The organism is Trinickia dinghuensis (genome assembly GCF_003367175.1).
Classification (GTDB): Bacteria; Pseudomonadota; Gammaproteobacteria; order Burkholderiales; family Burkholderiaceae; genus Trinickia; species Trinickia dinghuensis.
This window is the reverse complement of the sequence record NZ_QRGA01000008.1, coordinates 146,265-171,221: the sequence shown is the minus strand read 5'-3', so window position 1 is coordinate 171,221 and position 24,957 is coordinate 146,265. Positions and strand designations below refer to the sequence as shown.

Annotated in this window: 20 protein-coding genes and 1 tRNA gene; 14 read left to right on the top strand and 7 right to left on the bottom strand. The window is 62.7% G+C overall.

What is annotated here, in order from left to right; genetic code table 11:
• Nucleotides 1–38 precede the first annotated feature (38 nt).
• Together DWV00_RS15470 and argA are read right to left on the bottom strand one after the other, a co-directional pair.
• Nucleotides 39–314, bottom strand: a complete 276-nt coding sequence (locus DWV00_RS15470) for an oxidative damage protection protein (RefSeq protein WP_115534467.1) — start codon at nt 312–314, stop codon at nt 39–41.
• Nucleotides 315–362: 48 nt separating this feature from the next.
• Nucleotides 363–1,745, bottom strand: a complete 1,383-nt coding sequence (argA, locus tag DWV00_RS15465; RefSeq protein ID WP_115534466.1) for an amino-acid N-acetyltransferase — start codon at nt 1,743–1,745, stop codon at nt 363–365.
• A gap of 22 nt (nt 1,746–1,767) precedes the next feature.
• On the opposite strand from argA, the gene hrpA reads away from it, so the two are divergent.
• From hrpA to DWV00_RS15430, 7 genes are all read left to right on the top strand, one after another.
• Nucleotides 1,768–5,832, top strand: a complete 4,065-nt coding sequence (gene hrpA, locus DWV00_RS15460) for an ATP-dependent RNA helicase HrpA (RefSeq protein ID WP_115534465.1) — start codon at nt 1,768–1,770, stop codon at nt 5,830–5,832.
• A 138-nt stretch (nt 5,833–5,970) separates the two neighbouring features.
• On the top strand, nt 5,971–7,002 hold the full coding sequence (locus DWV00_RS15455; RefSeq protein WP_115534657.1) for a YVTN family beta-propeller repeat protein: 1,032 nt from the start codon (nt 5,971–5,973) through the stop codon (nt 7,000–7,002).
• A 13-nt stretch (nt 7,003–7,015) separates the two neighbouring features.
• Nucleotides 7,016–8,020 (top strand): sterol desaturase family protein, encoded by a 1,005-nt coding sequence (locus DWV00_RS15450; protein ID WP_115534464.1) that lies wholly within the window; start codon nt 7,016–7,018, stop codon nt 8,018–8,020.
• Between the two features lie 12 nt (nt 8,021–8,032).
• The gene (locus DWV00_RS15445) at nt 8,033–8,845 is read left to right on the top strand and encodes an EI24 domain-containing protein (protein WP_115534463.1); all 813 of its coding nucleotides are present in this window, start codon (nt 8,033–8,035) and stop codon (nt 8,843–8,845) included.
• A gap of 15 nt (nt 8,846–8,860) precedes the next feature.
• A complete protein-coding gene (locus tag DWV00_RS15440) occupies nt 8,861–9,685 on the top strand; it encodes a competence/damage-inducible protein A (protein WP_115534462.1) in 825 nt (274 codons plus the stop codon).
• 684 nt (nt 9,686–10,369) lie between these two features.
• Nucleotides 10,370–10,873, top strand: coding sequence for a hypothetical protein (locus DWV00_RS15435; protein WP_147297906.1), 504 nt, complete (start codon nt 10,370–10,372; stop codon nt 10,871–10,873).
• Between the two features lie 43 nt (nt 10,874–10,916).
• Entirely contained in the window at nt 10,917–11,609 is a 693-nt protein-coding gene (locus DWV00_RS15430; protein ID WP_115534460.1) for a hypothetical protein, read from the top strand.
• Between the two features lie 20 nt (nt 11,610–11,629).
• Here DWV00_RS15430 and DWV00_RS15425 read toward each other — a convergent pair whose 3' ends face one another.
• Nucleotides 11,630–12,097: a rhodanese-like domain-containing protein gene (locus DWV00_RS15425; protein ID WP_115534459.1), complete on the bottom strand. Its 468-nt coding sequence runs from the start codon at nt 12,095–12,097 to the stop codon at nt 11,630–11,632.
• Nucleotides 12,098–12,510: 413 nt separating this feature from the next.
• On the opposite strand from DWV00_RS15425, the gene glnA reads away from it, so the two are divergent.
• The 3 genes from glnA (at nt 12,511) to ntrC (ending at nt 16,724) form a co-directional block, all read left to right on the top strand.
• Nucleotides 12,511–13,926 (top strand): type I glutamate--ammonia ligase, encoded by a 1,416-nt coding sequence (glnA, locus tag DWV00_RS15420; protein ID WP_115534458.1) that lies wholly within the window; start codon nt 12,511–12,513, stop codon nt 13,924–13,926.
• 118 nt (nt 13,927–14,044) lie between these two features.
• Complete coding sequence (glnL, locus tag DWV00_RS15415) at nt 14,045–15,187, top strand: nitrogen regulation protein NR(II) (protein ID WP_115534457.1); 1,143 nt, start codon at nt 14,045–14,047, stop codon at nt 15,185–15,187.
• Nucleotides 15,188–15,200: 13 nt separating this feature from the next.
• A complete protein-coding gene (gene ntrC / locus DWV00_RS15410; RefSeq protein ID WP_115534456.1) occupies nt 15,201–16,724 on the top strand; it encodes a nitrogen regulation protein NR(I) in 1,524 nt (507 codons plus the stop codon).
• Between the two features lie 157 nt (nt 16,725–16,881).
• Here ntrC and xth read toward each other — a convergent pair whose 3' ends face one another.
• The 4 genes from xth to DWV00_RS15385 all read right to left on the bottom strand — a co-directional run bounded on the left by xth (nt 16,882) and on the right by DWV00_RS15385 (nt 20,452).
• A complete protein-coding gene (gene xth / locus DWV00_RS15405) occupies nt 16,882–17,658 on the bottom strand; it encodes an exodeoxyribonuclease III (RefSeq protein WP_115534455.1) in 777 nt (258 codons plus the stop codon).
• Nucleotides 17,659–17,681: 23 nt separating this feature from the next.
• Entirely contained in the window at nt 17,682–18,560 is an 879-nt protein-coding gene (locus tag DWV00_RS15400; RefSeq protein ID WP_115534454.1) for a hypothetical protein, read from the bottom strand.
• Nucleotides 18,561–18,970: 410 nt separating this feature from the next.
• On the bottom strand, nt 18,971–19,582 hold the full coding sequence (locus DWV00_RS15395) for a hypothetical protein (RefSeq protein WP_147297905.1): 612 nt from the start codon (nt 19,580–19,582) through the stop codon (nt 18,971–18,973).
• Between the two features lie 411 nt (nt 19,583–19,993).
• On the bottom strand, nt 19,994–20,452 hold the full coding sequence (locus tag DWV00_RS15385; protein ID WP_115534451.1) for a hypothetical protein: 459 nt from the start codon (nt 20,450–20,452) through the stop codon (nt 19,994–19,996).
• 163 nt (nt 20,453–20,615) lie between these two features.
• Here DWV00_RS15385 and DWV00_RS15380 point away from each other — a divergent pair, with 163 nt between their 5' ends.
• The 4 genes from DWV00_RS15380 to dinB all read left to right on the top strand — a co-directional run bounded on the left by DWV00_RS15380 (nt 20,616) and on the right by dinB (nt 24,901).
• Complete coding sequence (locus DWV00_RS15380) at nt 20,616–21,410, top strand: SDR family NAD(P)-dependent oxidoreductase (protein ID WP_115534450.1); 795 nt, start codon at nt 20,616–20,618, stop codon at nt 21,408–21,410.
• A 37-nt stretch (nt 21,411–21,447) separates the two neighbouring features.
• Nucleotides 21,448–21,524, top strand: a tRNA-Met gene (locus DWV00_RS15375).
• Nucleotides 21,525–21,994: 470 nt separating this feature from the next.
• Complete coding sequence (locus DWV00_RS15370; protein WP_115534656.1) at nt 21,995–23,608, top strand: methyl-accepting chemotaxis protein; 1,614 nt, start codon at nt 21,995–21,997, stop codon at nt 23,606–23,608.
• Nucleotides 23,609–23,743: 135 nt separating this feature from the next.
• The gene (gene dinB, locus DWV00_RS15365) at nt 23,744–24,901 is read left to right on the top strand and encodes a DNA polymerase IV (protein ID WP_425452779.1); all 1,158 of its coding nucleotides are present in this window, start codon (nt 23,744–23,746) and stop codon (nt 24,899–24,901) included.
• The last annotated feature ends 56 nt before the right edge of the window (nt 24,902–24,957 follow it).

Below are 24,957 nucleotides of genomic sequence, written 5' to 3'. Positions count from 1 at the left end.
AAGGCGGGGCGGTAGAGCGGTGAAGCGGCGCCGGCCGCTTAGCCTTGCGACGGCGGCACGTATCCGCTCGCTTGATCGGCGCCTTCGCCGAAGAAGAATTTTTCCGTCTGCTTCATCAAGTACTGACGCGCGCGCGGATCGGCCATGTTCAGACGGTTCTCGTTGATGAGCATCGTCTGATGCTTGAGCCAGGCTTGCCAGGCTTCCTTAGAGACGCTCTCGTAGATCCGCTTGCCGAGCTCGCCCGGCAGCGGCGGAAAATCGAGTCCTTCGGCTTCCTTGCCGAGCTTTGCGCATTGAACCATGCGGGCCATTGTGAATTTCTCCTGTAGTCGGTGGGGCGGGCAGCGTTGCTCGTTCGCTCAAAGGTGCTTCATCAGCACGAGCGACTTGCGCTGCCAGTTATAGAGTCGGCGGCGGTCTTCGGGTAGATCGTCCACAGTGGCCTTGACGAAGCCGCGCTTCAAGAACCAGTGCTCCGTGCGCGTCGTCAGCACGAAGATGCGGGTGAGCCCGCGCGCACGCGCGCGCTGCTCGATCCGCTTGAGCAGCCGCTCGCCGTCGCCGGCGCCTTGCGCGTCGGGGGCGACGGTCAGGCACGCCATCTCGCCGATGCGCTCCTGCGGGTAGGGGTACAGTGCCGCGCAGCCGAACAGCACGCTATCGTGCTCGATGACCGAGAAGTGATCGATGTCGCGCTCGATCTGGTGGCGGCCGCGCTTGACCAGCGTGCCGTCGGACTCGAGCGGCTCGATCAGCGTGAGAATGCCGCCGACGTCGTCGGGCGTGGCTTCGCGCAGGCTTTCGAGGTTCTCGTACGAGATCATCGTGCCGACGCCGTCGTGCAGGAACAATTCGAGCAGCAGGCTGCCGTCGAGCCCGTACGGAATGATGTGCGCGCGCGGCACGCCGCCGCGGCAGGCGCGCACGGCATGCTTCAGATAAAACGCCGAGTCGCCCTTGACTTCGCCGCTGTCGAGCAGCTTGTAGGCGTCATCCAGAGAAAGTTCTTGCGTCAGGTCGCCCGCATCGTCGACGAGGCCCTGTGTTTCGGTCAGGAAGATGATCTTGTCCGCGCGCAGCGCGATTGCCGCCGCCGAGGCGACGTCTTCCATCGACAAGTTGAATGCTTCGCCCGTCGGCGAGAAGCCCAGCGGCGATAGCAGCACGAGCTTGCGGCTCGCGAGCGAATGCTTGATCGACTCGGCATCGACCTTGCGCACGATGCCCGTGTGCTGGAAATCGACGCCGTCGAGAATCCCGACCGGCCGCGCCGTCACGAAGTTGCCCGAGACGACGCTGATGTGCGCGTGGGCCATCGGCGTGTTCGGCAAACCTTGGCTGATGGCCGCCTCGATGTCGAGCCGCACTTCGCCGGCCGCTTCCTTGGCCGATTCGAGCGCGCGCGCGTCGGTAATGCGCATGCCGTGCGAGAACTCCGACTGCACGCCGTGCAAACTCATCTGCTCTTCGACCTGCGGGCGCGATCCGTGCACGAGCACGATCTGGATCCCCATGGCCTGCAGCAGCGCGATGTCGGAGACGAGCGCGCTGAGCAGCCCTTCATGGACCACTTCGCCCCCGAATCCGACGACGAATGTCTTGTTGCGGAACGCGTGGATGTAAGGGGCGACCGATCGCATCCAGTCGACGAACTGGGCGTGCGAGACGGCTTCGGATTCGGGCGCCGCGGGCCGGGCCGGGGCGCTCTCTGGCATGGGGGCGAGGTCGGTTTGAGAATTCATCCCGGGATTATAATGCGCCCCCATGTCGAACGTATCCAAAAGTCCGGCCGCGAGTGAGGTCCGAGCACCACGCGCGCCGCGCCCCGAAAATCCGCGCCGCCCCGCCGTCCCGCCGAATCCCGTTCCACCGATCGATTTTCCGGCCGCGCTGCCCGTGTCGGGGCGGCGCGAGGAAATCGCGCGTGCGATCCGCGACCATCAGGTCGTGATCGTGTCGGGCGAAACCGGCTCGGGCAAGACGACTCAGCTGCCGAAAATCTGCTTGTCGCTCGGCCGCGGGCTCGGCGCCGGCGGCACGGGCCTCATCGGCCACACGCAGCCGCGCCGTATCGCGGCCTCCGCGACGGGGCGCCGCATCGCCGAGGAACTCGGCACGCCGTTCGGCGAAGTCGTCGGCTACAAGGTGCGGTTCACCGATAACTTGGCACCGGGCGCGTCGGTCAAGCTGATGACGGACGGCATCCTGCTGGCCGAGACGCAGACCGATCCGCTTTTGCGCGCCTACGACACGCTCATCATCGACGAGGCGCACGAGCGCAGTCTGAACATCGACTTTCTGCTCGGCTATCTGAAGCAGATCCTGCCTAAGCGGCCGGACCTGAAGCTGATCGTGACATCGGCGACGATCGATGCCGAGCGCTTCTCACGCCACTTCGGCACCGAAACGCGGCCGGCGCCGGTGATCGAGGTCAGCGGACGGCTTTATCCGGTCGAGATGCGGTATCGGCCCGTCGCCGAGCAGAGCGCGGCGATCAAGTCGGCACAGGGGACGACGGGGCGCGAGCGTCCCGACCGCTCCGGCCAGGAAAGGTCCGGGCAGGAGCGCGCTAAAAGCACGCGCGACGCCGACCGCGACCTCATGGAAGCGATCGTCGATGCCGTCGACGAACTGTGCCGGGAGGGCCCGGGCGACGTGCTCGTGTTCCTGCCGGGCGAGCGCGAGATCCGCGAAGCCGCGGAGGCGCTGCGCAAGCACCATCCGCCGCACACCGAGATCTTGCCGCTGTTCGCGCGGCTGTCGGCCGAGGAGCAGTCGCGCGTGTTCAAGCCGTCGAACGCGCGGCGGCTCGTGCTCGCCACCAACGTCGCGGAAACCTCGCTGACGGTGCCGGGGATTCGCTACGTCGTCGACACAGGCCTCGCGCGCGTGAAGCGGTATTCGTACCGGAACAAGGTCGAGCAGCTGCAGGTCGAGTCGATTTCGCAGGCGGCCGCGAATCAGCGGGCCGGCCGTTGCGGCCGGGTGGCCGACGGCATCTGCGTCCGCCTGTTCGAGGAAGCCGATTTCCAGGGGCGGCTGCGCTTTACCGATCCCGAGATTCTGCGCTCGTCGCTCGCGGCCGTCATTTTGCGGATGAAGTCGCTGCACCTGACGGAGATCGAGTCGTTCCCGTTCATCGAGCCGCCGCCCGGCCGCGCCGTCGCGGACGGCTACCAGCTGCTGGCCGAGCTGGGCGCGGTGGACGACGACAACGCGCTGACGCCGCTCGGCCGCGAACTCGCGCGCTTGCCGCTCGATCCGCGCGTGGGGCGCATGATTCTCGCCGCGCGCGATCAGCAGGCGCTGGCGGAGGTGCTGATCATCGCGAGCGCGCTATCGGTGCAGGATCCGCGAGAGCGGCCCGCCGACGCGCAGGAGCAAGCCGACCAAGCCCACCGGCGCTTTGCCGACGAGCGCTCGGAGTTCATGCAGTGGCTCGGAATCTGGAAATGGTTCGGCGAGGCCGTCGCGCACAAGAAGTCGAACCGGCAGCTCGTCGATGCCTGCCGCGCCCAATTCCTGTCGCATCTGCGGCTGCGCGAATGGCGCGACGTGCATTCGCAGTTGTTGACGGTCGTGCGCGAGCATGGCTGGCGTCTGAACGAAAGTGAAGCGACGTTCGAGCAGATCCATTTGGCGCTGCTGACGGGTTTGCTCGGCAATGTCGGCCTGAAGGCCGACGACGAACCGCACTATCTCGGCGCGCGCAGCATCAAGTTCTTCCTCTGGCCGGGTTCGACGCTCGTGAAGAAGGCCGGGCGCTGGGTCATGGCCGGCGAACTCGTCGAGACGAGCCGGCTCTACGCGCGCTGCCTGGCCAAAATCGAACCTGAGTGGATCGAGAAGGTGGCAGGCCATCTGCTGAAGAAGCAGCTGTCCGAGCCGCACTGGGAAAAGCGCGCGGCGCAGGTGACGGCGTTCGAGCGGGCGGCGCTCTACGGCCTGCCCGTCTATCACCGCCGCCGCGTTGCCTTCGGGCGCCAGGACCCGGCGCGGGCGAGGGAGCTGTTCATCCGCGGCGCACTGGTCGACGGGGAGTTCGATACGAAACTCGCGTTCTTCGCGCACAACCGCAAGCTGCTGCTCGACATCGAGCAGCTCGAGCACAAGTCGCGCAGGCAGGACGTGCTGGTCGACGACGAACTGATCTTCGCTTTCTACGATCAAGCGTTGCCCGCGGGTATCCACACGGGAGCGGCGTTCGAACGCTGGTATCGCGACGAAGTCAAGAAGAGCGGGCAGCCCGAGGACAAGGCGCGCTTGCTCTATCTGTCGCGCGACGATCTCATGCGGCACGAGGCGGCGGGCGTCACGACGGATCTCTTTCCGAAGCGCATGACGATGGCCGGCGTCGAGATGGGGCTCGGGTACCATTTCGAGCCCGGCTCGCCACGCGACGGCGTCACGCTGACGGTGCCGCTTTACGCACTGAATCAGGTCGATCCGCGCCGCACGGAATGGCTCGTGCCGGGCATGCTCAAGGAGAAGGTGCAACTGCTGCTCAAGTCGTTGCCGCAGAAGCTGCGCCGGCACTGCGTGCCGTTGCCCGAGTATGCGGCCGCGTTCTCCGCGCGCCATGAAGCGCGATTCGGCGCCGGCGGCCTCGTCGAGACGCTGATCGCCGACGTGCGCGAGCAGACGCAAATCGCGCTCAAGTCAACCGATTTCAAGCTCGAGACGCTGCCCGCGCACTTGTTCATGAACTTCAAGGTCGTCGACGAGCACGGCCGGCAGCTTGCGATGGGCCGCAACCTCGCGCAACTGCGCTCGGAACTCGGCGCCGACGCCCAGCGGCATTTCCAAAAGCTTGCCGCGGGCGTCACACTGGACGAAGGCGGGGCGGCGCGCGCGGCGCAAGCCGGCGCCCGGCAACCGGGCGGGGCGCGGGCGGGCGATGCGCGCCGCGCGGACGCGCTCGGAGCGGCAAGTACCCCGGGCGCTCAGATCGGGTCCGCGGCGCCCGCCGCGACGGCGCTCTATGACAATCTGACCACGTGGAATTTCGGCAAGCTGCCCGAGCTGCTCGAGATCCGGCGCGGCGGCCAGACCTTGTTCGGCTACCCCGCGCTCGTCGACCGGGCGACGCACTGCGACGTCGAGGTTTTCGACTCGCCCGAGGAAGCCGCGCGCATCCACCGGGCCGGGCTGCGGCGCTTGTTTGCGATGCAGTTGCGCGAGCCGATCAAGTATTTGGAGAAAAACCTGCCGGGTTTGCGCGAGATGGCGATGCAGTATATGCCGCTCGGCACGCAGGAAGAACTGCGCGATCAACTGATCGATATGACGCTCGAGCGCGCTTGCCTGCAAGAGCCGCTGCCCGCCGACGACGCGAGCTTCCACGCGCGCCGCGACGAGGGCAAGGGACGGCTGTCGCTGCTGGCGCAGGAGATCGCGCGTCTGGTCGGACAAATCCTCGCCGAATACGCGGCTGTAACGAAGAAGCTGGCGCAGGCCAAGCCGTTTGCGCAAGCCTACGCGGACATGCAGCAGCAACTGCAGGCGCTGATCGGCAAGCGCTTCGTCTTGGATACGCCGTACGCGCAGCTCGCGCATTTCCCGCGATACCTGAAAGCGATCGGCCAGCGGATCGACAAGCTCAAGGCCGATTCGGCCCGGGACGCGCGCTCGTTCGGCGAGATGCAGCCGCTGCTGCAGCCGTACCAGCGGGCACAGTCCGCGCGCGGCGGGGTGTCCGATCCGCGGCTCGCGGAATTCCGCTGGCTGCTCGAGGAATTGCGCGTTTCGCTATTCGCGCAGGAACTGCGCACGCCGATGCCGGTCTCCGTCAAGCGCCTGCACAAAGTGTGGGAGTCGATGCAGCGATGATCCGGGCAGGGGCGGAGCGATGCCGCCCCACATCGGCCGCGCATTATCGCGCTATCGCCCCTTGTTTTTTGGATCCTGGTCAACCGCGCCATGGCGCAAACGTTTTATGATGGCGGCGGTTTTTTAGAACGAGTTCTCATGCTTATCTCTTTCATTTCTTGCGCGACGCGTGCCAAACGGCTCGCCGGCGCGCTCGCTGCGGCATTCGTCGCGGCAGCGGTGGCGTCCCCCATGGCGCACGCGAACAACGTCATCATTCTCAATTCGGGCGAGGCGACGCTCTCGCTGATCGACCAGGCGACGGAGCAGGTCGTCGGCGCCAAGATTCCGACGGGCAAGGAGCCGCATCACTTGATGCTGACGCCGGACGGCCGCTCGCTGATCGTGGCCAACTCGGTATCGAACGATTTGATGTTCATCGATCCGAAAACGGGCGCGCGGCAAAAACGCATCGAAAACATCGAAGATCCTTATCAGCTTGGTTTCTCGCCGAACGGCAAGTGGTTCGTGACGACGGGGCTGCGCCTCGATCACCTCGACATCTACTCGTACGACTCGAAGACGGAGACGCCGACGCTCGTCAAGCGCGTGCCGCTCGCGGTCATGCCGAGCCACATGGCGTTCTCGAGCGACAACAAGACCGTGTTCGTCACGCTGCAGGTGTCGGGCGAAGTCGCGGCCGTCGATCTGGCGACGCAGACGGTCAAGTGGAAGATGAAGGTCGGCGATACGCCGGCGGGCCTGTGGTTTACGCCGGGCGACAAGTATCTGCTCGTCGGCATGACCGGGGAAGACGACGTTGCCGTCGTCGATTGGCGCAATCAGAAGGTCATCAAGCGGATCCAGACGGGCAAGGGCGCGCACAACTTCCGCTCGCTCGACGACGGCGTGCATGTCGCCGTGACCAACCGCGTGGCCAGCACGATCAGCATCATCGACGAAAACACGCTTACGAACGTCGGCGACATCACGGGCCTGCTGCCGGGCCCCGACGACATGGAACTCTCCGCCGACAAGCGCTATCTGTGGGTCACGTTCCGCTTCGCCAAGCACGTCGGCATCATCGACATGAGCACGCACAAGCTCATCAAGACGATTGCGGTCGGACGCTCGCCGCACGGGATTTTCTTCTACGACCGCGCGCCGTGGACGGCGCCGAACGGCGCCTGACCGGAAACGCCCCATGCCCCCCCTATTGCACTGGCTCGTCTCATCGCTCGATTCGCTCGTTTCGTGGGTGCAAACCTGGCTTTACGTCGACGTCATCCAGCCGCTGCTGTTCAAGTTCGGCTGGATGGACTACGACGAAGACACCTACGACGCGCTGTATCCCGTCATCGTCGGCTTTCTGACGATCGTTTCGATGTACTTGCTGCTGCGCCCGCTCGAGGCGCTGCGGCCCATCGAACGCTGGGAGAATCGCAGGGCGCTGCGCGTCGACGTGCTCTACACGTGGATCTCGAAGCTCGGGCTGTTCAACCTGTTCTTTTTCGTTGCCTTCCAGCCGATTTTCGACAACAGCCAGGTTTGGCTCCGCTATCACGGCATCGTGAACATCAATCTCGATTCGCTGTGGCCGGGTGTGACCTCGAAGCCGCTCGCCGCGTTCGCGTTTTACGTCGTCGTGCTCGACTTCGCAGGCTATTGGTATCACCGTTGGCAGCATCGGATCGGCGTGTGGTGGGAGCTGCACGCGGTGCATCACAGCCAGCGGCAGATGTCGCTGTGGTGCGACGATCGCAATCACATGCTCGACGACGTCCTCCAAGCGGGCTTCTTCGCGGCCATCGCAATCGCGATCGGGATTGCGCCGACGCAGTTCGTCGTGCTGACCGCGCTCACCAATTTCGCACAAAGCGTGCAGCATACGAACGCGCGGCTGCCGTTCGGGCCGCTGCTCGAACGGCTGATCGTGAGCCCGACGTTCCACCGCCGGCACCACGCCGTGGGCTACGGTCATGAGGGGACGGCCTACGGGTGCAATTTCGGCGTGCTGTTTCCCTGGTGGGATATGCTGTTCAGAACCGCGTCGTGGAATCGCGGGCTCGAACCGACCGGCATCCGTCAGCAACTCGAGGGCGAGTCGTATGGAGAGGGATTCATCGCACAGCATTGGCTCGCGTTCGTGCGCATTGCACGGCGGCTCGGCCTGCGGCGCTCGGGCGACGGCGGAGCCGCGGCTGCCTGAAGGGGCGGGCGCATGAACGACTTCCTGCGCGCGCTGGCCAAAGCCGCGGCGGGCATCCTGCACCCGCGCATGCTGTGGCTCACGTTTATGCCGTTCGTGGTGGCCGCGGCGGGGTGGGGCGTGTTCTTCTGGTTCATGTGGCAGCCGCTCGTGGGCCTCTCGCGTGCCTGGCTGACGGCCTCGTGGTTCGGCGGGGCGCTCGACCGTGCCTTCGATTGGGTGGGCCTGACCTCCCTTCATGCGGCCCTAGCACCGTTTCTCGTCATCGCGCTGTCGATTCCGCTGATCGTCACGACGGTGCTGCTGCTGATCGCTACGATTTCGATGCCGCTCGTGGTGCGCCATCTGTCCCTCCGGCGTTTCGCCGGTCTCGAGCAGCGGCGGGGCGGATCGTGGTACGGCTCGCTCGCGCATTCGCTCGCGACCACCGTCGTTTGCATCGTGCTGTTTCTAGTGACGCTACCGCTGTGGCTGTTTCCGCCGCTGTTCGCGGTGATTCCGCCGCTGCTCTGGGGTTGGCTCACCTACCGCGTCATGACTTACGACGCGCTCGCGCTGCATGCCAGCAGCGCCGAGCGCCGCGCGCTGATCCGGCGGCATCGCGGGCCGCTGTTCGCGATCGGGGTGACGACTGGCTTGATGGGGACGGTACCGACTTTGATTTGGGCCGGATCCGTTTGGCTCGTCGTGCTCTTTCCGGTGATCACCGCCGCCACGATTTGGATCTATGCGTTTATTCTCGTGTTTTCGGCGCTATGGTTCGGCCACTATTGCCTGGACGCGTTGCAGCGCCTGCGCGCCGACGAGGCGCTTCCATCCACTTGAGGTCGAGGGCGGTCTATGGCATTTGGCGTGATCATCATCGGAGATGAAATCCTTTCGGGCCGGCGCGTCGACAAGCACTTGCCGAAGGTCATCGAACTGCTGAGCGCGCGCGGCCTCGCGCTGGGCTGGGCCGAGTATGTCGGCGACGATCCCGAGCGCATCCAGGCCACGCTCAAGCGGACGTTCGCGTCCGGAGACATCGTTTTCTCCACGGGCGGAATCGGCGCCACGCCCGACGACCACACGCGCCAGTGCGCGGCCGAGGCACTAGGCGTACCGCTCGAGCTGCATCCGGAAGCGGCCGAGCTGATTCGGGCCCGGATTCGCGAGATGCAGGCGGCGGCGGGCGCGGCTAGCGCGTCCCATCCACTGGATTTCGACTCGCCGGAGAATCGCCATCGCATGAACATGGGCGTGTTTCCGCGCGGCGCGGCGATCATCCCGAACGGCTACAACAAGATTCCGGGCTTTTCGGTCGGCGATCATCACTTCGTGCCGGGCTTTCCCGTCATGGCTTGGCCAATGATCGAATGGGTGCTCGATACCCGGTACGCGCATCTGCACCATGCTGTCGCGCATGCGGAGCGCTCACTCTACGTGTTCGAACTGATGGAGTCGACGCTGACGCCGCTCATGGAAAAGATCGAAGCCGATTTCCCCGGCGTGCGCGTGTTCAGCCTGCCGAGCGTCGGCGACGCCGCCCGCGGCGGCGTGTTCGCGCGGCGGCATATCGACTTGGGCGTCAAAGGCGAGCCCGAGGCCGTCGCCGCCGCGTTCGTCAAGCTCAGAGAGGGCGTGCACCTGCTCGGCGGAGATATCGTCGAGCCGGAAGCGGGTTAGGTTCGTTACTGGCCGTCCGTTCGCACCTCCCTCGTACTTCAATTCCCTCCGTCCAACCTCGCGCGGTTGTTGCGGCCGCGCGATGTGGGGCTGCCTATCGGCTTTACGGTAGCCCGCCTGAACGCTCCATCTCGCTATCCCGCGCGGGAATCAGTCCTAGATATCGTGGCAACGGCTCAATTGGCGCGGCCTTGGCGTTAGGCTGCATACGTCCGTCCATGCAGCTTGTCTGCCCGGCCGCGCTGCTGGTTCGCGATTTCATTGCAACCGGCGCCGCGGCCGAATGAGGGGACGTAGCCATTCTCGCTCGGGAAAAATGGTCTAAATGGGAATAATGGGAAAAGTAACGTACAATAGCTGCACCGCCGCGCGGTCGGTGCATTGCACTGAGCCGATCAGGGCAAGGTTGGGGCGTTCCGTCATGCGTGTCCGCACGCGCAGCCTTGCTTCTCGATCTCGCTCGATTGCTCCCGTAGGCGCGCCGCCTTCAGTTCACTAAGGGAAGGAATTGAAATGGAACTTGCAACGAAGGGAAGCGGGGTAGTCACGAGGACGAACCTACGTGCCCTAGTCAACGGGCAATATCCAGGAGATCCGCGGGTCTTGATCAATCGGCTCGCGGAAGACTTGCTCAGGGATGTATCGGACGAGGTCCGGAAGCACTCGGCCGGTACGGATCGACGTGTGTTGGTCAGCAAGCCGGTTCGGCAGATGCTGGAAGCGAGGCTGACCGAACTCCTGATGCGGCAGGGTGCCAAGGACGGCGCCGCTGATCGTCCATCGTTGCCGGTGACGAAGTTGAGCCCTGAAGAGGTCATCGCACTGACGGGCATGTCCAAAACCACCCTGTATCGGGGAGATCACACGAAGTTCTATAGCGTGATTCCGATGGGGATGAAGAACGGGCGTGCTTATCCGGCTTGGCAGTTCGTTGGGAATGTCCCTTCGCTCCTGCCGCGCGTGCTCGAAATACTCGGCAGGAAATCGAGGATACAGGTCAATACCTTCTTCGTGACGGAAAACGACGCGCTGAACGAATTGTCGCCGGCCGAGGTGCTCGCAGGCCTTGCATTCGAGGATCGCGGCACGGTCGCGCCGGAGCAGTCCCGTATGCTGTCGCGATCCGAAAGTGCGCGCTTGAACAAAGTGACTGCGCTGGCGGCGATGGAGGTTGCCGACCTGGACTAAATACGTTCACATGTCCATCAGCGATCAAGCTAAAAGAAGGACTTTGCCGAAGCAGCTCGAGGAGTCGGTTCCTTCGGCCGAAAAGATTTTATTGGCACTCGGCTGCCGTACCTATACGTACGAACTCGACACCGAATTCATACGCGCATCGTACGACGCCAAGTATGTAAAGACGGCTTCGCCGTTCAAGGCGCATCGGTTCGGGCCACCGCTCGAGTTCGTCAAAAATGACGGCACGCTGGAATTCAATTGGCTCTATATGGCCACCAACGCATTGGTCGCTGTATGGGAGAGCCAGCTCGTCGTGAACAATCGAGGCGCGGGGAACGGCTATCACATTACTCGCAAGGCGATCGAATCTGGAGTGATTGCTCGGATACGCGTCAATCGTTCGCTGTCGCTTTGGAATCTAGGTGAGGACCATTGCAGCCGCCTAGGGATCCACGACATCGTCTCATCCCGCGACCACGAATCGTGCCAGTGGCTTGGGTACCGCATTCGCCAGGCCATGCTATCGATCGACGCGCGGAGCCGACCCGACGGATTCGTTTATCCGTCGCGCCGGGTCAAGGGGCTTCCTGCACTCGCAATCGCCGACTGGGCCGTGGTCGATTTGTTTGCGAACGCCGAGGTCGTTATCGAGCCGTTAGTCCACTCGGACATCCATGCGTATCTATCGGCGGATCCGTTGCTGACGAATCCGCCGGAGGTCGATGCTCCGCGGCTAGTCGTTTGACCGCGGATACGCAGCCGCCATCACGCTCCCATCCACGGCAGCCCGCGGAAGCACCAGCCGGTGACGGTCTTGCGGTGGCCGTTGCCGTCCTTGTCGCCTTCGAACCCCTCGAGCAGATCGTAGGCTTTGTCGAAGCCCGCTTGCGCGGCCGCCACGGCCGCCAGTTTCGAACGCGCCGCGCTGCGGCAGAGGAACAGGACGGGCGTATCGGCCGACGGCAGCGCCTGTTTCAATTGATCGACGAACTCGGAATTGGGCACGCCCCCCGGATAGCGCGTCCATTCGATATGCAGATACTGCCCATCGCCCACTAGAGGGCGGCCGACCCAATCGAGTTCGGCGCGGGTGCGCACGTCGACGAGGCGCGCGTTCGGATCGAGTTGCAGAAGCTCGAAGGCTTCGTTCGGCGACACCGCGCCCGCGTAGGGCAGTTGATGTTCGGCGCGGCGCGCGCCGGCCTGCGCGAGGATTTGATCGAGCGAACTCATGGCGCTGGTCTCCTTAATTCATAAACGGACATTCTAGTCCCGTTACACTGACGGGCCGCGCCCGAAACCGGACGTCTTGCCGCTGCTCCCGCTGCGCTAAAAAAGTGCAATTCCCGCTGTCATGCACCGCAATGGGATGTGCGCCCGAAATTGGAGCGATAGTGCACTGTTAGTGTGCTTTCGCCCGTTTCTCAGGCGGCGGCGCGGTCGGTCCCGGTGCGCGGTGCGTTCCTGCTTAGCGAGGCTGCGCACGCCGATCCGCCCCGCGCAGCCGCGGTATGCACTATCTGGCACAGAAGCTGCTTTTACCCCCGGCGATCGCTTGCAAGACCGGCTTTCGCGTCGAAAGGCGCGATGACCCGAAGCTTGATAGAAGCGAAGAACCGCCGAACCTATTAAATGGAGAAGAGGATATGAGTAAATCCGTGGCCGACGTCATGCAGATCGTCAAGGACGAGGACGTCAAGTTTGTCGACTTTCGCTTCACCGATACGCGCGGCAAGGAGCAGCACGTCTCGGTGCCCCTGTCGGCGTTCGACGAAGACAAGTTCGAAAGCGGCCATGCGTTCGACGGTTCCTCCATCGCCGGCTGGAAAGGCATCGAAGCCTCGGACATGTTGCTCGTGCCGGATCCCAACACGGCTTTCATCGACCCGTTCTATGAAGAACCGACGCTGGTGCTGAGCTGCGACGTGGTCGAGCCGGCCGACGGCAAGGGCTACGAACGCGATCCGCGCTCGCTTGCCAAGCGCGCTGAAGCGTACCTGAAGAGCACGGGCTTGGGCGATACGGCCTTCTTCGGTCCGGAACCTGAGTTCTTCATTTTCGACTCGGTCCAGTGGAATACGGACATGTCGGGCTGCTTCGTCAAGATCGGCTCGGAAGAAGCACCGTGGTCGTCGGGCAAGGAATTCGAAGGCGGCAACACGGGTCACCGCCCGGGCACGAAGGGCGGCTACTTCCCGGTCGCCCCGGTCGACACGTTCCAAGACATGCGCTCGGAAATGTGTCTGCTGCTCGAGCAGATCGGCATCCCTGTCGAAGTGCACCATCACGAAGTGGCGGGCCAAGGCCAGAACGAAATCGGCACGAAGTTCTCGACGCTCGTGCAGCGCGCCGACTGGACGCAGCAACTGAAGTACATCATCCATAACGTCGCGCACACGTACGGCAAGACGGCGACGTTCATGCCGAAGCCCGTCGTCGGCGACAACGGCTCGGGCATGCACGTGCACCAGTCGATCTGGAAGGACGGCCAGAACCTGTTCGCGGGCAACGGCTACGCCGGCCTGTCGGAATTCGCGCTGTTCTACATCGGCGGCATCATCAAGCACGCTCGCGCGCTGAACGCGATCACGAACCCGACGACGAACTCGTACAAGCGTCTCGTGCCGCACTTCGAAGCACCGGTGAAGCTGGCCTACTCGGCACGCAACCGTTCGGCTTCGATCCGCATTCCGCACGTGAGCAATCCGAAGGGCCGCCGTATCGAAACGCGCTTCCCGGATCCGATGGCGAACCCGTACCTGTGCTTCTCGGCGCTGATGATGGCCGGTCTCGACGGCGTGCAGAACAAGATTCATCCGGGCGAAGCCGCGGACAAGAATTTGTACGATCTGCCGCCCGAAGAAGACGCGAAGATCCCGACCGTCTGTGCCGGTCTGGAGCACGCGCTCGAGGCACTCGACAAGGATCGCGAGTTCCTGACGCGCGGCGGCGTGTTCACGGATTCGATGCTCGACGCGTACCTTGAACTCAAGGAAGGCGAACTGCAACGCTTCCGCATGACGACGCATCCGATCGAGTTCGAGATGTACTACTCGCTGTAAGCGATGCGATGCGCTTCGTCGCCTTTCGTCGGCGAAGCGCACGTATGAGCTCAGTCTCGAAGGGACGGCCGAGCCGTCCCTTTTTCGTTCGTTGCGCGCTTGCGCTCCCGAGTCGACGATGGTGCTCAAGAACTTGATGAAAGCGAAAGAAGGTGGGGCCGAGCCGCTTTCCGACGATGCGGCACTGGCGCAATCGGGATTGCTGCCTGGGCTCGAAGCGCTGCCTACCGTCACGCTCGTGCTCGAGAAGCGCACGCTGCGGGTTGCATTCGCGAATCCGTCGGCCGAGTCGATGCTCGATTTGTCGCGCCGGCAGCTCGTGCAGATGTCCTGGCCGGAGCTGTTCGCGAACGGAGACGAACTCGTGGCGACGATCGCCGCGATCGCCGAGCATCGCTTTCATGCGACGCACCTCGATGCCGTGCTCGAACGCCCCGGGCGCGAGCCGCTGCATGTGCACGTGGTCGTCGGCTTTCTTGAAAGCGCGCCCGACTACGTGCTGCTCGAATTGTTCGAGAACGAACGCCACCTGCGCACCGATCGGGAAGAGCGCATTCACGATCTGTCGATCGCGAACAAGCAGCTCATCCGCAATCTTGCTCACGAGATCAAGAATCCGCTCGGTGGAATCCGCGGCGCGGCGCAATTGCTCGAATTCGAGCTGGGCGTACGCGAGCGGCAGGAGTTGCGCGAATACACGCAGGTGATCGTCAAGGAATCGGACCGCCTGCAAACGCTCGTCGATCGCTTGCTCGAGCCGCATCGGCACCCGCACGTCGTCGGCGACGTCAACATTCACGAAGTATGCGAACGCGTGCGCGCCGTGATTCTCGCGGAGTTTCCGCGCGGCCTCACGATCGAGCGCGACTACGACGTGAGCGTCCCCGATTTGCGCGGTGACAAGGAGCAGCTCATTCAAGCGCTGCTGAACATCGTGCGCAACGCGGCGCAGGCGCTGCGCGAGCGGATCGGGCAGGGCGACGCGCGCATTGCGCTGCGCACGCGCGTCGCGCGCAAGGTGACGATCGCGAAGCGCCTGTGCAAATTGGCATTGGACTTGCGTGTGATCGACAACGGGCCAGGGATTCCCGAAGAAATCCGCGATCGTATTTTTTATCCGCTCGTGTCGGGCCGCGAAGACGGCAGCGGCCTCGGATTGACGCTCGCGCAGACGTTCGTGCAGCAGCACGATGGTTTGATCGAGGTCGAGAGCCGCCCCGGACACACCGAATTTCAGATTTTGTTGCCGCTCGTCAATTGATAAGACCCACTCCATGAAGCCGATCTGGATAGTAGACGACGACCAATCGATCCGCTGGGTGCTCGAGAAAGCGCTGGCCCGCGAGAATTTTCCGACGCGCAGCTTTGCCAACGTCCGCGAGGCGCTGGCCGCGCTCGAGCGCGAGAGCCCGCAAGTGCTCGTCTCGGACATCAGAATGCCGGGGTCTTCCGGCCTCGAACTGTTGCAGGCGGTGCGCGAACGCCTGCCCGAATTGCCCGTCATCATCATGACGGCCTACTCCGATCTCGACAGCGCGGTGGCCGCGTTTCAAGGCGGTGCGTTCGAATATCTCGCGAAGCCGTTCGACGTCGACAAGGCGGTCGAGTTGATACGCCGCGCCGTCGACGAAAGCATGCGCGGCTCGCAGACAGGCGAGGTGGCGCTGGCCGATGCCCCTGAAATGCTCGGGCAAGCGCCGGCCATGCAGGACATGTTCCGCGCGATCGGCAGGCTGTCGCATTCGGCCGCGACTGTCCTGATCACGGGCGAGTCCGGCACCGGCAAGGAACTCGTCGCGCGCGCGTTGCATCGGCACAGCCCGCGGGCGAACGGGCCGTTCATCGCGCTCAATACGGCGGCGATTCCGAAGGATCTTTTGGAGTCCGAACTATTCGGGCATGAGCGCGGCGCGTTCACGGGCGCGCAGGCGATGCGGCAGGGCCGCTTCGAGCAGGCCGAGAACGGCACGCTGTTTCTCGATGAAATCGGCGACATGCCGTTCGATCTGCAGACGCGCTTGCTGCGCGTGCTGTCCGACGGTCAGTTCTATCGCGTCGGCGGGCACAGCCCGCTGCGCTCGAACGTGCGCGTGATCGCCGCGACGCACCAGAATCTGGAATCGCGTGTGCGTCAGGGGCTGTTCCGCGAAGATTTGTATCACCGCCTCAACGTCATTCGCTTGCGCTTGCCGGCACTGCGCGAACGGCGCGAGGACATTCCGTTGCTCACGCGTCACTTCCTGCAAAAGAGCGCGCGCGACCTCGGCGTCGAGCCCAAGCGCGTGTCGGAGGCGGCGCTCGCTTATCTGGCGACACTGCCGTTTCCGGGCAACGTGCGCCAACTCGAGAATCTGGCAAATTGGTTGACCGTGATGGCCCCTGCACAAACAATTGAAATCAAGGACCTGCCGCCCGATTTGGTGCCTGGCGGGACGCCCGAGACTAGTGGCGACATCGTTGCCGGCCTCGCTGCCGCTGCCGTTCCGGCAGCGCTGAATGCGGCCGCCACGCTGGATGGCGAACGCAATGGAGCGGCGATTGCGCCGGCCTCGCTTGCGGGCGTGGCGACGGGCTTGCCCGTCAGCGTATGGGAGAGCGGGCTGCGTTCGGAGGTAGCGCGCATGCTGCGCGAGAACACCGTCGACGTCATGGACGAACTCGCGCGGCGCTTCGAGGCGGCGGTCATTCGCGAGGCGCTCGACTTCACGCGCGGCCGCAAGGTCGAAGCGGCGGAGCGGCTCGGCATCGGCCGCAACACGATCACGCGCAAGATCCAGGAGCTGCATTTGGAGCCGTGATGCGAGGGTAGAAAGACGCGTGAAAAAAGAAAGCCGGCGCTCGTTCGAATGCCGGCTTTCTTATTGGGAGCAGACGCTTAGGACTGCCGATCGTCTTCTCTTCCGATACCGTACGGGGCCGATCCGTGTGCCGATCCGCTTGCCGAGACGTATCACGTCAAGCCAATTGCGCGATCACCGGTGCGTGGTCGGAGGGCTGATCCCATTTCCGAGGTGTCTTGTCGACTTCGCACAGCGTGCATCCTTCGGCGAGCGCGGGTGAGAGCAGGATGTGGTCGATGCGCAAACCGGCATTGCGGCGGAATGCGAGCATGCGGTAATCCCACCAGGAGAACGCTTTTTCGGGCTGGTCGAACTTGCGGAACACGTCGATGAGGCCGAGTTCGACGAGGTTCGCGAACGCCGCGCGCTCCTCCGGCGAAACGAGGTTCTGGCCTTCCCATGCTTTCGGATCGTGGACGTCGCGGTCTTCGGGGGCGATGTTGTAATCGCCGAGCAGGGCGAGCTTCGGATGCGCCTGCAGCTCGTCCTTCAGCCATTGCTGGAGTGCTTCGAGCCAGCGCAGCTTGTAGGCGAACTTGTCGGTGCCGGGCGCCTGGCCGTTCGGAAAGTAGGCGGACACGATGCGGGCTCCGCCGGCGGTGAGGGCGATGACGCGCTGCTGTTCGTCTTCGAAGCCGGGGATGTTGCGCACGACCTGCGTTTCGTCGACCTCGATGCCGTCGCGTACTAGGATGGCGACGCCGTTGTACGTCTTTTGGCCCGCGAACCAGCTTCGATAGCCTTTATCGGCCAACTCGGCGCGAGGGAATTTCTCGTCGGGCATCTTCAATTCTTGAAGACAGAGCACGTCGGCGTGGCTCAGCTCGAGCCAGTCGATGACGTGCTGCTGGCGAACTTTCAGCGAATTGACGTTCCAGGTGGCGATTTTCATAAGTTTATGGCGTTCTTGACACCTTACTGTGCAGCCGACTTCGGCTGCTTTAATTGGAGCAGTCGTCCGACCGCCTGGCTTAAGCTAGCGTCATCTTTGATTGCTTGCGAGAGGCGGTCCACAAAATCAATCAGCACGATACGTATACTAGTGGCCAGTTCTAAACAATCGCCGTCTGTTCCGGCGTGCAGGCCCTCAGAAAGCGCATTGTGCAAGAGCGTCAGCGGATTATGTCCGTTGGTTAGCAATACCTGTGGTAGCCCATGTTTGACTTTCTCAACGGCTTGTGTGAAACGGCGCTCCTGTTTCGCTGCTTCCAATTCTTTAATCAGTTCCGCAGGAGCGGATAGCGTGCGTGAGACCCGGATGATCTCGTCGAAAATGCGATTTTTCTGCGACTCTACTACGCGGCGGTAATATGCGGACGCGGCGATACCCAGCCCTTGATTTTCGCAACGTCGCCCCTTCTGCAAGATGTCACGCTGATCTCCCGCGAGTTTGAGTAATTTCTGCGGTAGCGGTGGCCCAAACGGAGGTTCCTCGCCATATTTGAACAATGCGGTTATGTGATTGTCGCTATTTATGTGGCGAAATTCCACGGCGAGCGTCTTATGAGACATGCCGCAGTTTCGGCATTTATATACCAGGAATTTGTCCTGAGAATATTCTCGACCTAAGCCGAGCGATACTCTAGACCCGCTGACAAACACGCGATCGCTACCGCAAAGATTTGAGTCGCAATGCAGGATCACCTCCGGCAGGTGCAGGTCCCCAATGTAGTGATCATTCCAACGTACGTTTTCGATAACAAGCTGTACCAACATCTCTCTGCCGGGAGGACACGAGGTGAGGAACTCGTCCAGGATGACGGGGTCAACTGGGTCTGTGGGTTGCGTGTTCACTTGATTCCCTCGAAAGCATTCGAACGAATTCTAGCCAGATTGCCAGCCCGGCGAAATGGGGCGCTCAAATTTTTGGAGCGCTTGGCCGAGGCGATTCATGTGCACGATACGGTTGTCGGGCGCGTCGAGCGAGGGCGACATCGCCGATCCACGTTTTGACGCCGTGCCAACACTCCACTATGACGGGTCCTTCATCCGAGGTAGGACACGTGCGTGCGGTGTCGGGTGTGCCATTCTTCATGCCGAGATTGATCGGTCCATTCTCATGTGACGCGGCCGCGCGTTGCCGGCCACACACAGCGACGTTCGCTATTGCCGCGCAATTGACCATGCTCCTGTCATGAGCCAGGGGGAGGACCGCGCATAGTCGCAGACCTGTCGCGCTGAGTGCTCGACGTTGGTCGGGCGGGTCATCGGCTTGCCGCTAGCCATTGATCGATCCGTATCTGAAGGGACTCGGCAGCTTGAGATATCCAAGTGTCCCGTTCTTTTAACTTGGTCGCGTAGATACGCAAGGAATCGATGTGTGCCGTAAGAACGGCTTCCCGATCGGCCTGGTGGTACATGAGTAACAATTGCCTGTACTCGTTTAGCATTATGTTGTTCATATGGAAAGAATAGACCAAGCTCTTGGCGAGGGCGTAGGTATGAATGATGCTACGGCGTAGCTCGGGGTCGCTCACCTTACCCACCATCAATGCGCTATTGTTGTATATCGTGAACCCTTCCGTGGACACCGGATAGATCAGTTTAAAATGCTGGCCGTCTGGTAACGCTCGTAGCGCGGGGTGTATTTCAACGCAGTAACTGGTCCATGCTGCTTGTACTTCCTCGCGGATCGCTTCCACGAATGCGCGAATCTCCGCGTTGTCGTCCGATTTTTTGTTCTGGCATTGCTTTGCATAGATCCAGATTGCCGCGGTGATGGCCAGTAGTGAACCTATGCCCTGGACCCATGCTGCAGCGTCCGCGGCGGACTGGATTGGCTTGTAGTTGAACGCTGCGAACAAAGCAATTGCCACTAGCGTCGCCAACGGCACTTGCCAACCGTCTTTCCATACGCTTTTCGTATCCGGCCCCCGTATTGTTGTGGAGTCGGATTATCGGCGGTGGCAGTGTGGCCGGCAAGATAGCGGATATGGATTCGGTAAATGCGCAAGCTTCACGCGCAGTAGCCTGTCCGTTGGCTGATCGAGGCGACCGGAGCGAATGAGCGCTGCCCGATGCCCAGCACTGAAGTCATTTGCTTCGAGGGTCTATTCCGTGCTTGAGGAGGAGAGCCCTCAACCTCCGAATTTCAAGGAACATGGACACAAGCGCGAACAACGTGATGGCTGGGAAGAACCACTGCCCCGAATAGTGCAGGACGGCCCACGCACCCGTCGAGCATACGATCCCTACGAGCAGTAGCGCGACTTTGTCGCTGACCCAACTCATGACCTGTCTCCGTGTTGCCATGCGCGCATCGCGTAGGACCTCCGCTTCATGTTGTCCTCAATGGCCTCGGGGTTGTGCTGCATAAATATCTGTAAGTCCATCGGAACTAGCACGCCGCGACTGGCAAGCCAGAGGACGACCAAGCGGATACGGGCAGATGATGTGCGTCCTTTGCATGCCTTAGCCCCTTCGCTCGCAACAACCACGCTGCCGATCACTGCTCCGACATAGTACGACGCGGCCATGGCGCCAACCACGTCCAATCGCTCGCGCAAAATTGTTGCTCCAATCATCTCAGCAACCGTGGCTGTCGGCCCAACGGATTTAAATGCATTCAGCATCGCGCCAAGGTTTCCCAGAGCCGTCGTCAGCGACGAAAACAGGCTGAAGGGGGCAGGTAACCGTAGCGCATTCATGTTGTCTTGGAATGCTTTGGAGAATGTAACGCAGTCCATGTTCTAGCTCTCCCAGAATGATTGTTATAGGTTCGTTATGCTGCAGGGCGGCGATCGTATCAGCCAACTCGGCGCGTCAAGCTGCGTTGCGTCAAAATTCGGACTGAGCGCAACCCTTTTGCCCTGCGCTTTTCCCACGCCTCGAACCATGGAGAACCCACCCATGCATATCGACCTTTCCGGCAAGACCGCCCTGGTGAGCGCCTCGACGGCCGGCATCGGCTTCGCGATCGCGACGGGCCTGGCGCGCGCCGGCGCGCACACGATCATCAACGGCCGCAGCGAAGCATCGGTCGTGGCATCGCTCGATGCCATGCGCGATGCGGTGCCGAACGCCGACGTGCGCGGTATCGCAGGCGATCTGTCGAGCGCCGACGGCATCGCCAAGCTCGTTCACGCGGTGCCGACGGCCGATATTCTCGTGAACAATGCGGGCATCTACGGCCCCGAACCGTTCTTCGAGATATCGGACGAAACGTGGGAGCGCTTCTTCCAGACGAACGTCATGTCGGGCGTGCGCTTGGCACGGCACTACATGCGCGGCATGCTCGAGCGAGATTGGGGGCGCATCGTCTTCATCTCCTCGGAGTCCGCGCTCAACATTCCCGCAGACATGATTCACTACGGGATGACGAAGACGGCGCAGCTCTCGATCGCGCGCGGATTGGCGAAGCTCGCGGCGGGCACGCAAGTGACCGTGAACTCGGTGCTGCCTGGGCCGACCATGTCGGATGGGGTGAAGTCGATGCTCAAGGAGACGGCCGAGCAGCAGGGCAAGAGCGTCGACCAAGTCGCGGTCGAATTCGTCCGCACACATCGCGCGAGTTCGATCCTGCAGCGTCCGGCCACGGTCGAGGAGGTCGCGAATCTCGTCGTCTACGTCTGCTCGGCCCAAGCTTCGGCGACAACCGGCGCTGCGCTGCGTGTCGATGGCGGCGTCGTCGACAGTATTGTTTGACACAAACGTGAAAGCCCCATATAATTTATTTCTCTGACGCGGGGTGGAGCAGTCTGGCAGCTCGTCGGGCTCATAACCCGAAGGTCGTAGGTTCAAATCCTACCCCCGCAACCAATACACGAAAGCCCGCTCCTAGCGGGCTTTTGCGTCTCAGGTGTCTGATCTTCGTTGCTTGGCGGTGTAGATCAGGATATCGCTGCCTAGTCGTTGCAGTTGCCTCTCGGTCGACTCCCGCTTTCCTCTCCGCCCCTGTTTGTTCTTGGGCGACTCCCCTCAAGCATTCGCCGCATAGGCCGATATTGCATGCGGCAACCCAGAAGACCGATGCGTGCATCGCGTCTCGCCAACCTGGTTGCGCCGTTTCATCTATCTGGGAGCGTCCGTCCCCCATTCGATGTCGCGCGCAAACGTTGTCGCGGTCCTTCTTGAGTTAGTTAGGATACCTGAGTAAATCGCTGGACGGCCGCTCGCCCGCATCCACGCCTGTCCGTCGATAGGCGCCGCGCGACACGGTCCGTTCAAAATATGTTTGCGCGTTGCGCGGCATCGACGCCGCACGATTCGTTCAGAGGGAAGAAAGCAGCATGAAATGGTTTTACGACTTGAAGATCGCCCGGCGCTTGATGCTGTTGAATCTCGTGGCGGCAGTGGCGTTGTTCGCGGTCACGGGCTTCGGCATTTTCCAAACGCGCCGGGTGTACGACGCGGCGAGCTACGCGAACGACAACACGGTCCCCAGCTTCGTGGTGCTCGATGGTGCGTTGAAAGCGTACGACGCGATGACGCTGCTCACGAGCAAGCACGTTGCGGCAACGGATCCGCAGAAGATGCAAAGCATCGAACAGCAGATCGCGAATCAGCGCAGCATGCTGGAGGCGCAATTAGGGAAGTACGAGTCGCTCGTATCCGACGAGAAGGATCGCGACATGTATGCGGCCGATCGCGCCGCCGTCGCGCAGTCGTCGCAAATCCGCGATCAGGTGCTGTCTCTGTCGCGCGCGAGCCAGAAGCAGCAGGCCGCCGAGTTGCTCGACGGCGCCATGGCCGATGCCGCTCAACGCTTCGACGCCGCCATCGAAGCGCATCGCGCCTACAACCGCGTCCTGGGGCAGCAAGGGGCCGACCGGGCCCACGCGCTGATCGATAACGCAAACACGCTCGAAATCGTCTGTTCGCTCGCAATTCTGTGCGGCGTACTCGGCTTGGGGATCGTATCGGCGCGTTCTATCACGCTTCCCTTGGAAGGTGCCGTCAAATTTGCGCACCGCGTGGCCGAGGGCGATTTGACAGGCCAGATCGATGCGGCGACGCGCGACGAAGTCGGTCAATTGCTGGGCGCGCTCGACGAGATGAACGGCAACCTCAAACGTGTCGTCGTCAAGGTCAGGGCCGGCACCGAGACGATCGCCAGCGCGACCGCCCAAATCGCGGCGGGCAATCTCGATCTGTCCAGCCGTACCGAACAGCAAGCCTCTGCGCTGCAGCAGACGGCCGCGAGCATGGAGCAGCTCACGTCCACCGTGCGGTTGAACGCGGAAAACGCGCAGCAGGCCAGTATGCTGGCGTCCACTGCGTCGGATGTGGCGCATCAAGGCAGCGGTGTCGTCGGCCGCGTTGTCGATACGATGACGCAGATCAGCGACTGCTCGACCAAGATCGCCGACATCACCGGGATGATCGAAGGCATCGCGTTCCAAACGAACATCCTTGCGTTGAACGCGGCCGTCGAGGCGGCGCGTGCGGGCGAGCAGGGCCGTGGCTTCGCAGTCGTGGCGAGCGAAGTGCGCAGCCTCGCGCAGCGTTCGTCGAGCGCTGCGAAGGAGATCAAGGAACTCATCGCCGCGTCCGTGCAGACGATCGAGGAGGGCTCCGCGCTGGCAGGTGAAGCGGGGTCGACGATGGAGGAAATCACGCGAGCGGTTGCCCGCGTCACCGACATCATGGGCGAGATCGCCGCGGCATCCGACGAACAGCGCCGCGGGATCGAGCAGGTTGGTCAGGCGATTTCGCAGATGGACGACGTCACGCAGCAGAACGCCGCGCTCGTCGAAGAGGCCGCCGCCGCATCGCAGTCGCTCGACGAGCAAGGGCATCAGCTCGGCGATGCCGTCGCGTTCTTCCGCGCATCGAACGAACCGTTGGCCCTGGGCGGAAGTGCATCCGCCGGTGCTGATGAGGGTTGGCCGATCGCTGCCTGAGGCCGAGCGCCGATCGCCGATCGCAGGTGCAGGTGCAGGTGCAGGTGCAAATAGCGCGTGGCGCCCACGCCGCGCGCTATCTCCCGTGCGTGCCACTTGAAATGAATACTGTGATTTTGTACAGTATCATTCACTTTGAGCACGCACGATCAATCGGTTCCCACTTCCATCCCCGCGCCGGACGGCGCGCCGGCTGCGCTCGTCCGCAAAATCATCCACTGCGATTGCGATTGCTTCTACGCGTCGGTCGAGATGCGCGACGATCCGAGCCTGCGCGGCCGGCCGCTCGCTGTCGGCGGCCGCCCCGATCATCGTGGCGTGATTGCCACCTGCAACTATGAAGCACGCCGCTTTGGCGTGCATTCGGCGATGTCGTCGGCCACGGCGATGCGCAAGTGCCCCGAGCTGTTGATCATCCCGCCCTCGATGGAGAAGTACCGCATCGCGTCGCGGCAGATCATGGCGATTTACCGCGACTTCACCCCGATCGTCGAGCCGCTTTCGCTCGATGAAGCGTATCTCGACGTCACCGCGGCAACGCGATGCAAGGGCAGCGCCACGTTGATGGCCGCCGATATCCGCGAGCGCGTGCGCGATACGGTCGGCGTTACGGTATCGGCCGGTGTCGCGCCGAACAAATTCGTCGCCAAAATCGCATCCGATTGGAACAAGCCCGACGGCCTGTTCGTCGTCCGCCCTCATGAGGTCGATGCCTTTGTCGCTGCCTTGCCCGTGCGCAAGATCTTCGGCGTCGGCAAAGTCACGGCGGCGAAACTCGAACAGCTTGGCATCAATACTTGCCGCGATCTGCGCGAGTGGTCGCTCCTCGATCTTCACCAGCGCTTCGGCGCGTTCGGCCGCCGGCTCTACAACCTATCGCGCGGGATCGATCATCGGACCGTGGAGCCGGATCAGGAGCGCAAGTCGATCAGCGTCGAAACGACCTACGTGACGGACTTGCGGACGCTCGAAGCGTGCACGGCCGAGATTCGGCAACTCGCCGAACAACTCGACGCGCGCATCGAGCGCGTCGGGGCCGTCGCCGCGATCCGCAAGCTTTACGTCAAGATCCGTTTCGCGGACTTCCAAAGGACGACCGTCGAGTGCGTGGCCGGCGCGACCGATTTGCCCACCTTCATCGCATTGCTCGAAAAAGGCTTTGCACGTCGCAACCGTCCCGTGCGTTTGCTGGGCGTCGGTGTGCGCCTTGAAGAGGACGATGCCGCCGGCCAAGGCCAACAATTCCCGTTGTTTGAGGACGAACGTAACGAGCCGAGCGGCCCGGCTAGTTAGACTCTAGAATCAGCGATCGGCACACCACACGCATATCGCTGCGTGAGCCGTCTCTC

Coding starts and splice junctions, on each gene's coding strand:
- ntrC (WP_115534456.1), top strand. CDS start 15,201: ATGAAGCCGATCTGGATAGTAGACGACGACCAATCGATCCGCTGGGTG.
- glnA (WP_115534458.1), top strand. CDS start 12,511: ATGAGTAAATCCGTGGCCGACGTCATGCAGATCGTCAAGGACGAGGAC.
- DWV00_RS15370 (WP_115534656.1), top strand. CDS start 21,995: ATGAAATGGTTTTACGACTTGAAGATCGCCCGGCGCTTGATGCTGTTG.
- DWV00_RS15425 (WP_115534459.1), bottom strand. CDS start 12,097: ATGAGTTCGCTCGATCAAATCCTCGCGCAGGCCGGCGCGCGCCGCGCC.
- DWV00_RS15440 (WP_115534462.1), top strand. CDS start 8,861: ATGGCATTTGGCGTGATCATCATCGGAGATGAAATCCTTTCGGGCCGG.
- DWV00_RS15380 (WP_115534450.1), top strand. CDS start 20,616: ATGCATATCGACCTTTCCGGCAAGACCGCCCTGGTGAGCGCCTCGACG.
- DWV00_RS15470 (WP_115534467.1), bottom strand. CDS start 314: ATGGCCCGCATGGTTCAATGCGCAAAGCTCGGCAAGGAAGCCGAAGGA.
- DWV00_RS15385 (WP_115534451.1), bottom strand. CDS start 20,452: ATGGACTGCGTTACATTCTCCAAAGCATTCCAAGACAACATGAATGCG.
- xth (WP_115534455.1), bottom strand. CDS start 17,658: ATGAAAATCGCCACCTGGAACGTCAATTCGCTGAAAGTTCGCCAGCAG.
- hrpA (WP_115534465.1), top strand. CDS start 1,768: ATGTCGAACGTATCCAAAAGTCCGGCCGCGAGTGAGGTCCGAGCACCA.
- DWV00_RS15455 (WP_115534657.1), top strand. CDS start 5,971: ATGCTTATCTCTTTCATTTCTTGCGCGACGCGTGCCAAACGGCTCGCC.
- glnL (WP_115534457.1), top strand. CDS start 14,045: ATGGTGCTCAAGAACTTGATGAAAGCGAAAGAAGGTGGGGCCGAGCCG.
- argA (WP_115534466.1), bottom strand. CDS start 1,745: ATGAATTCTCAAACCGACCTCGCCCCCATGCCAGAGAGCGCCCCGGCC.
- DWV00_RS15445 (WP_115534463.1), top strand. CDS start 8,033: ATGAACGACTTCCTGCGCGCGCTGGCCAAAGCCGCGGCGGGCATCCTG.
- DWV00_RS15450 (WP_115534464.1), top strand. CDS start 7,016: ATGCCCCCCCTATTGCACTGGCTCGTCTCATCGCTCGATTCGCTCGTT.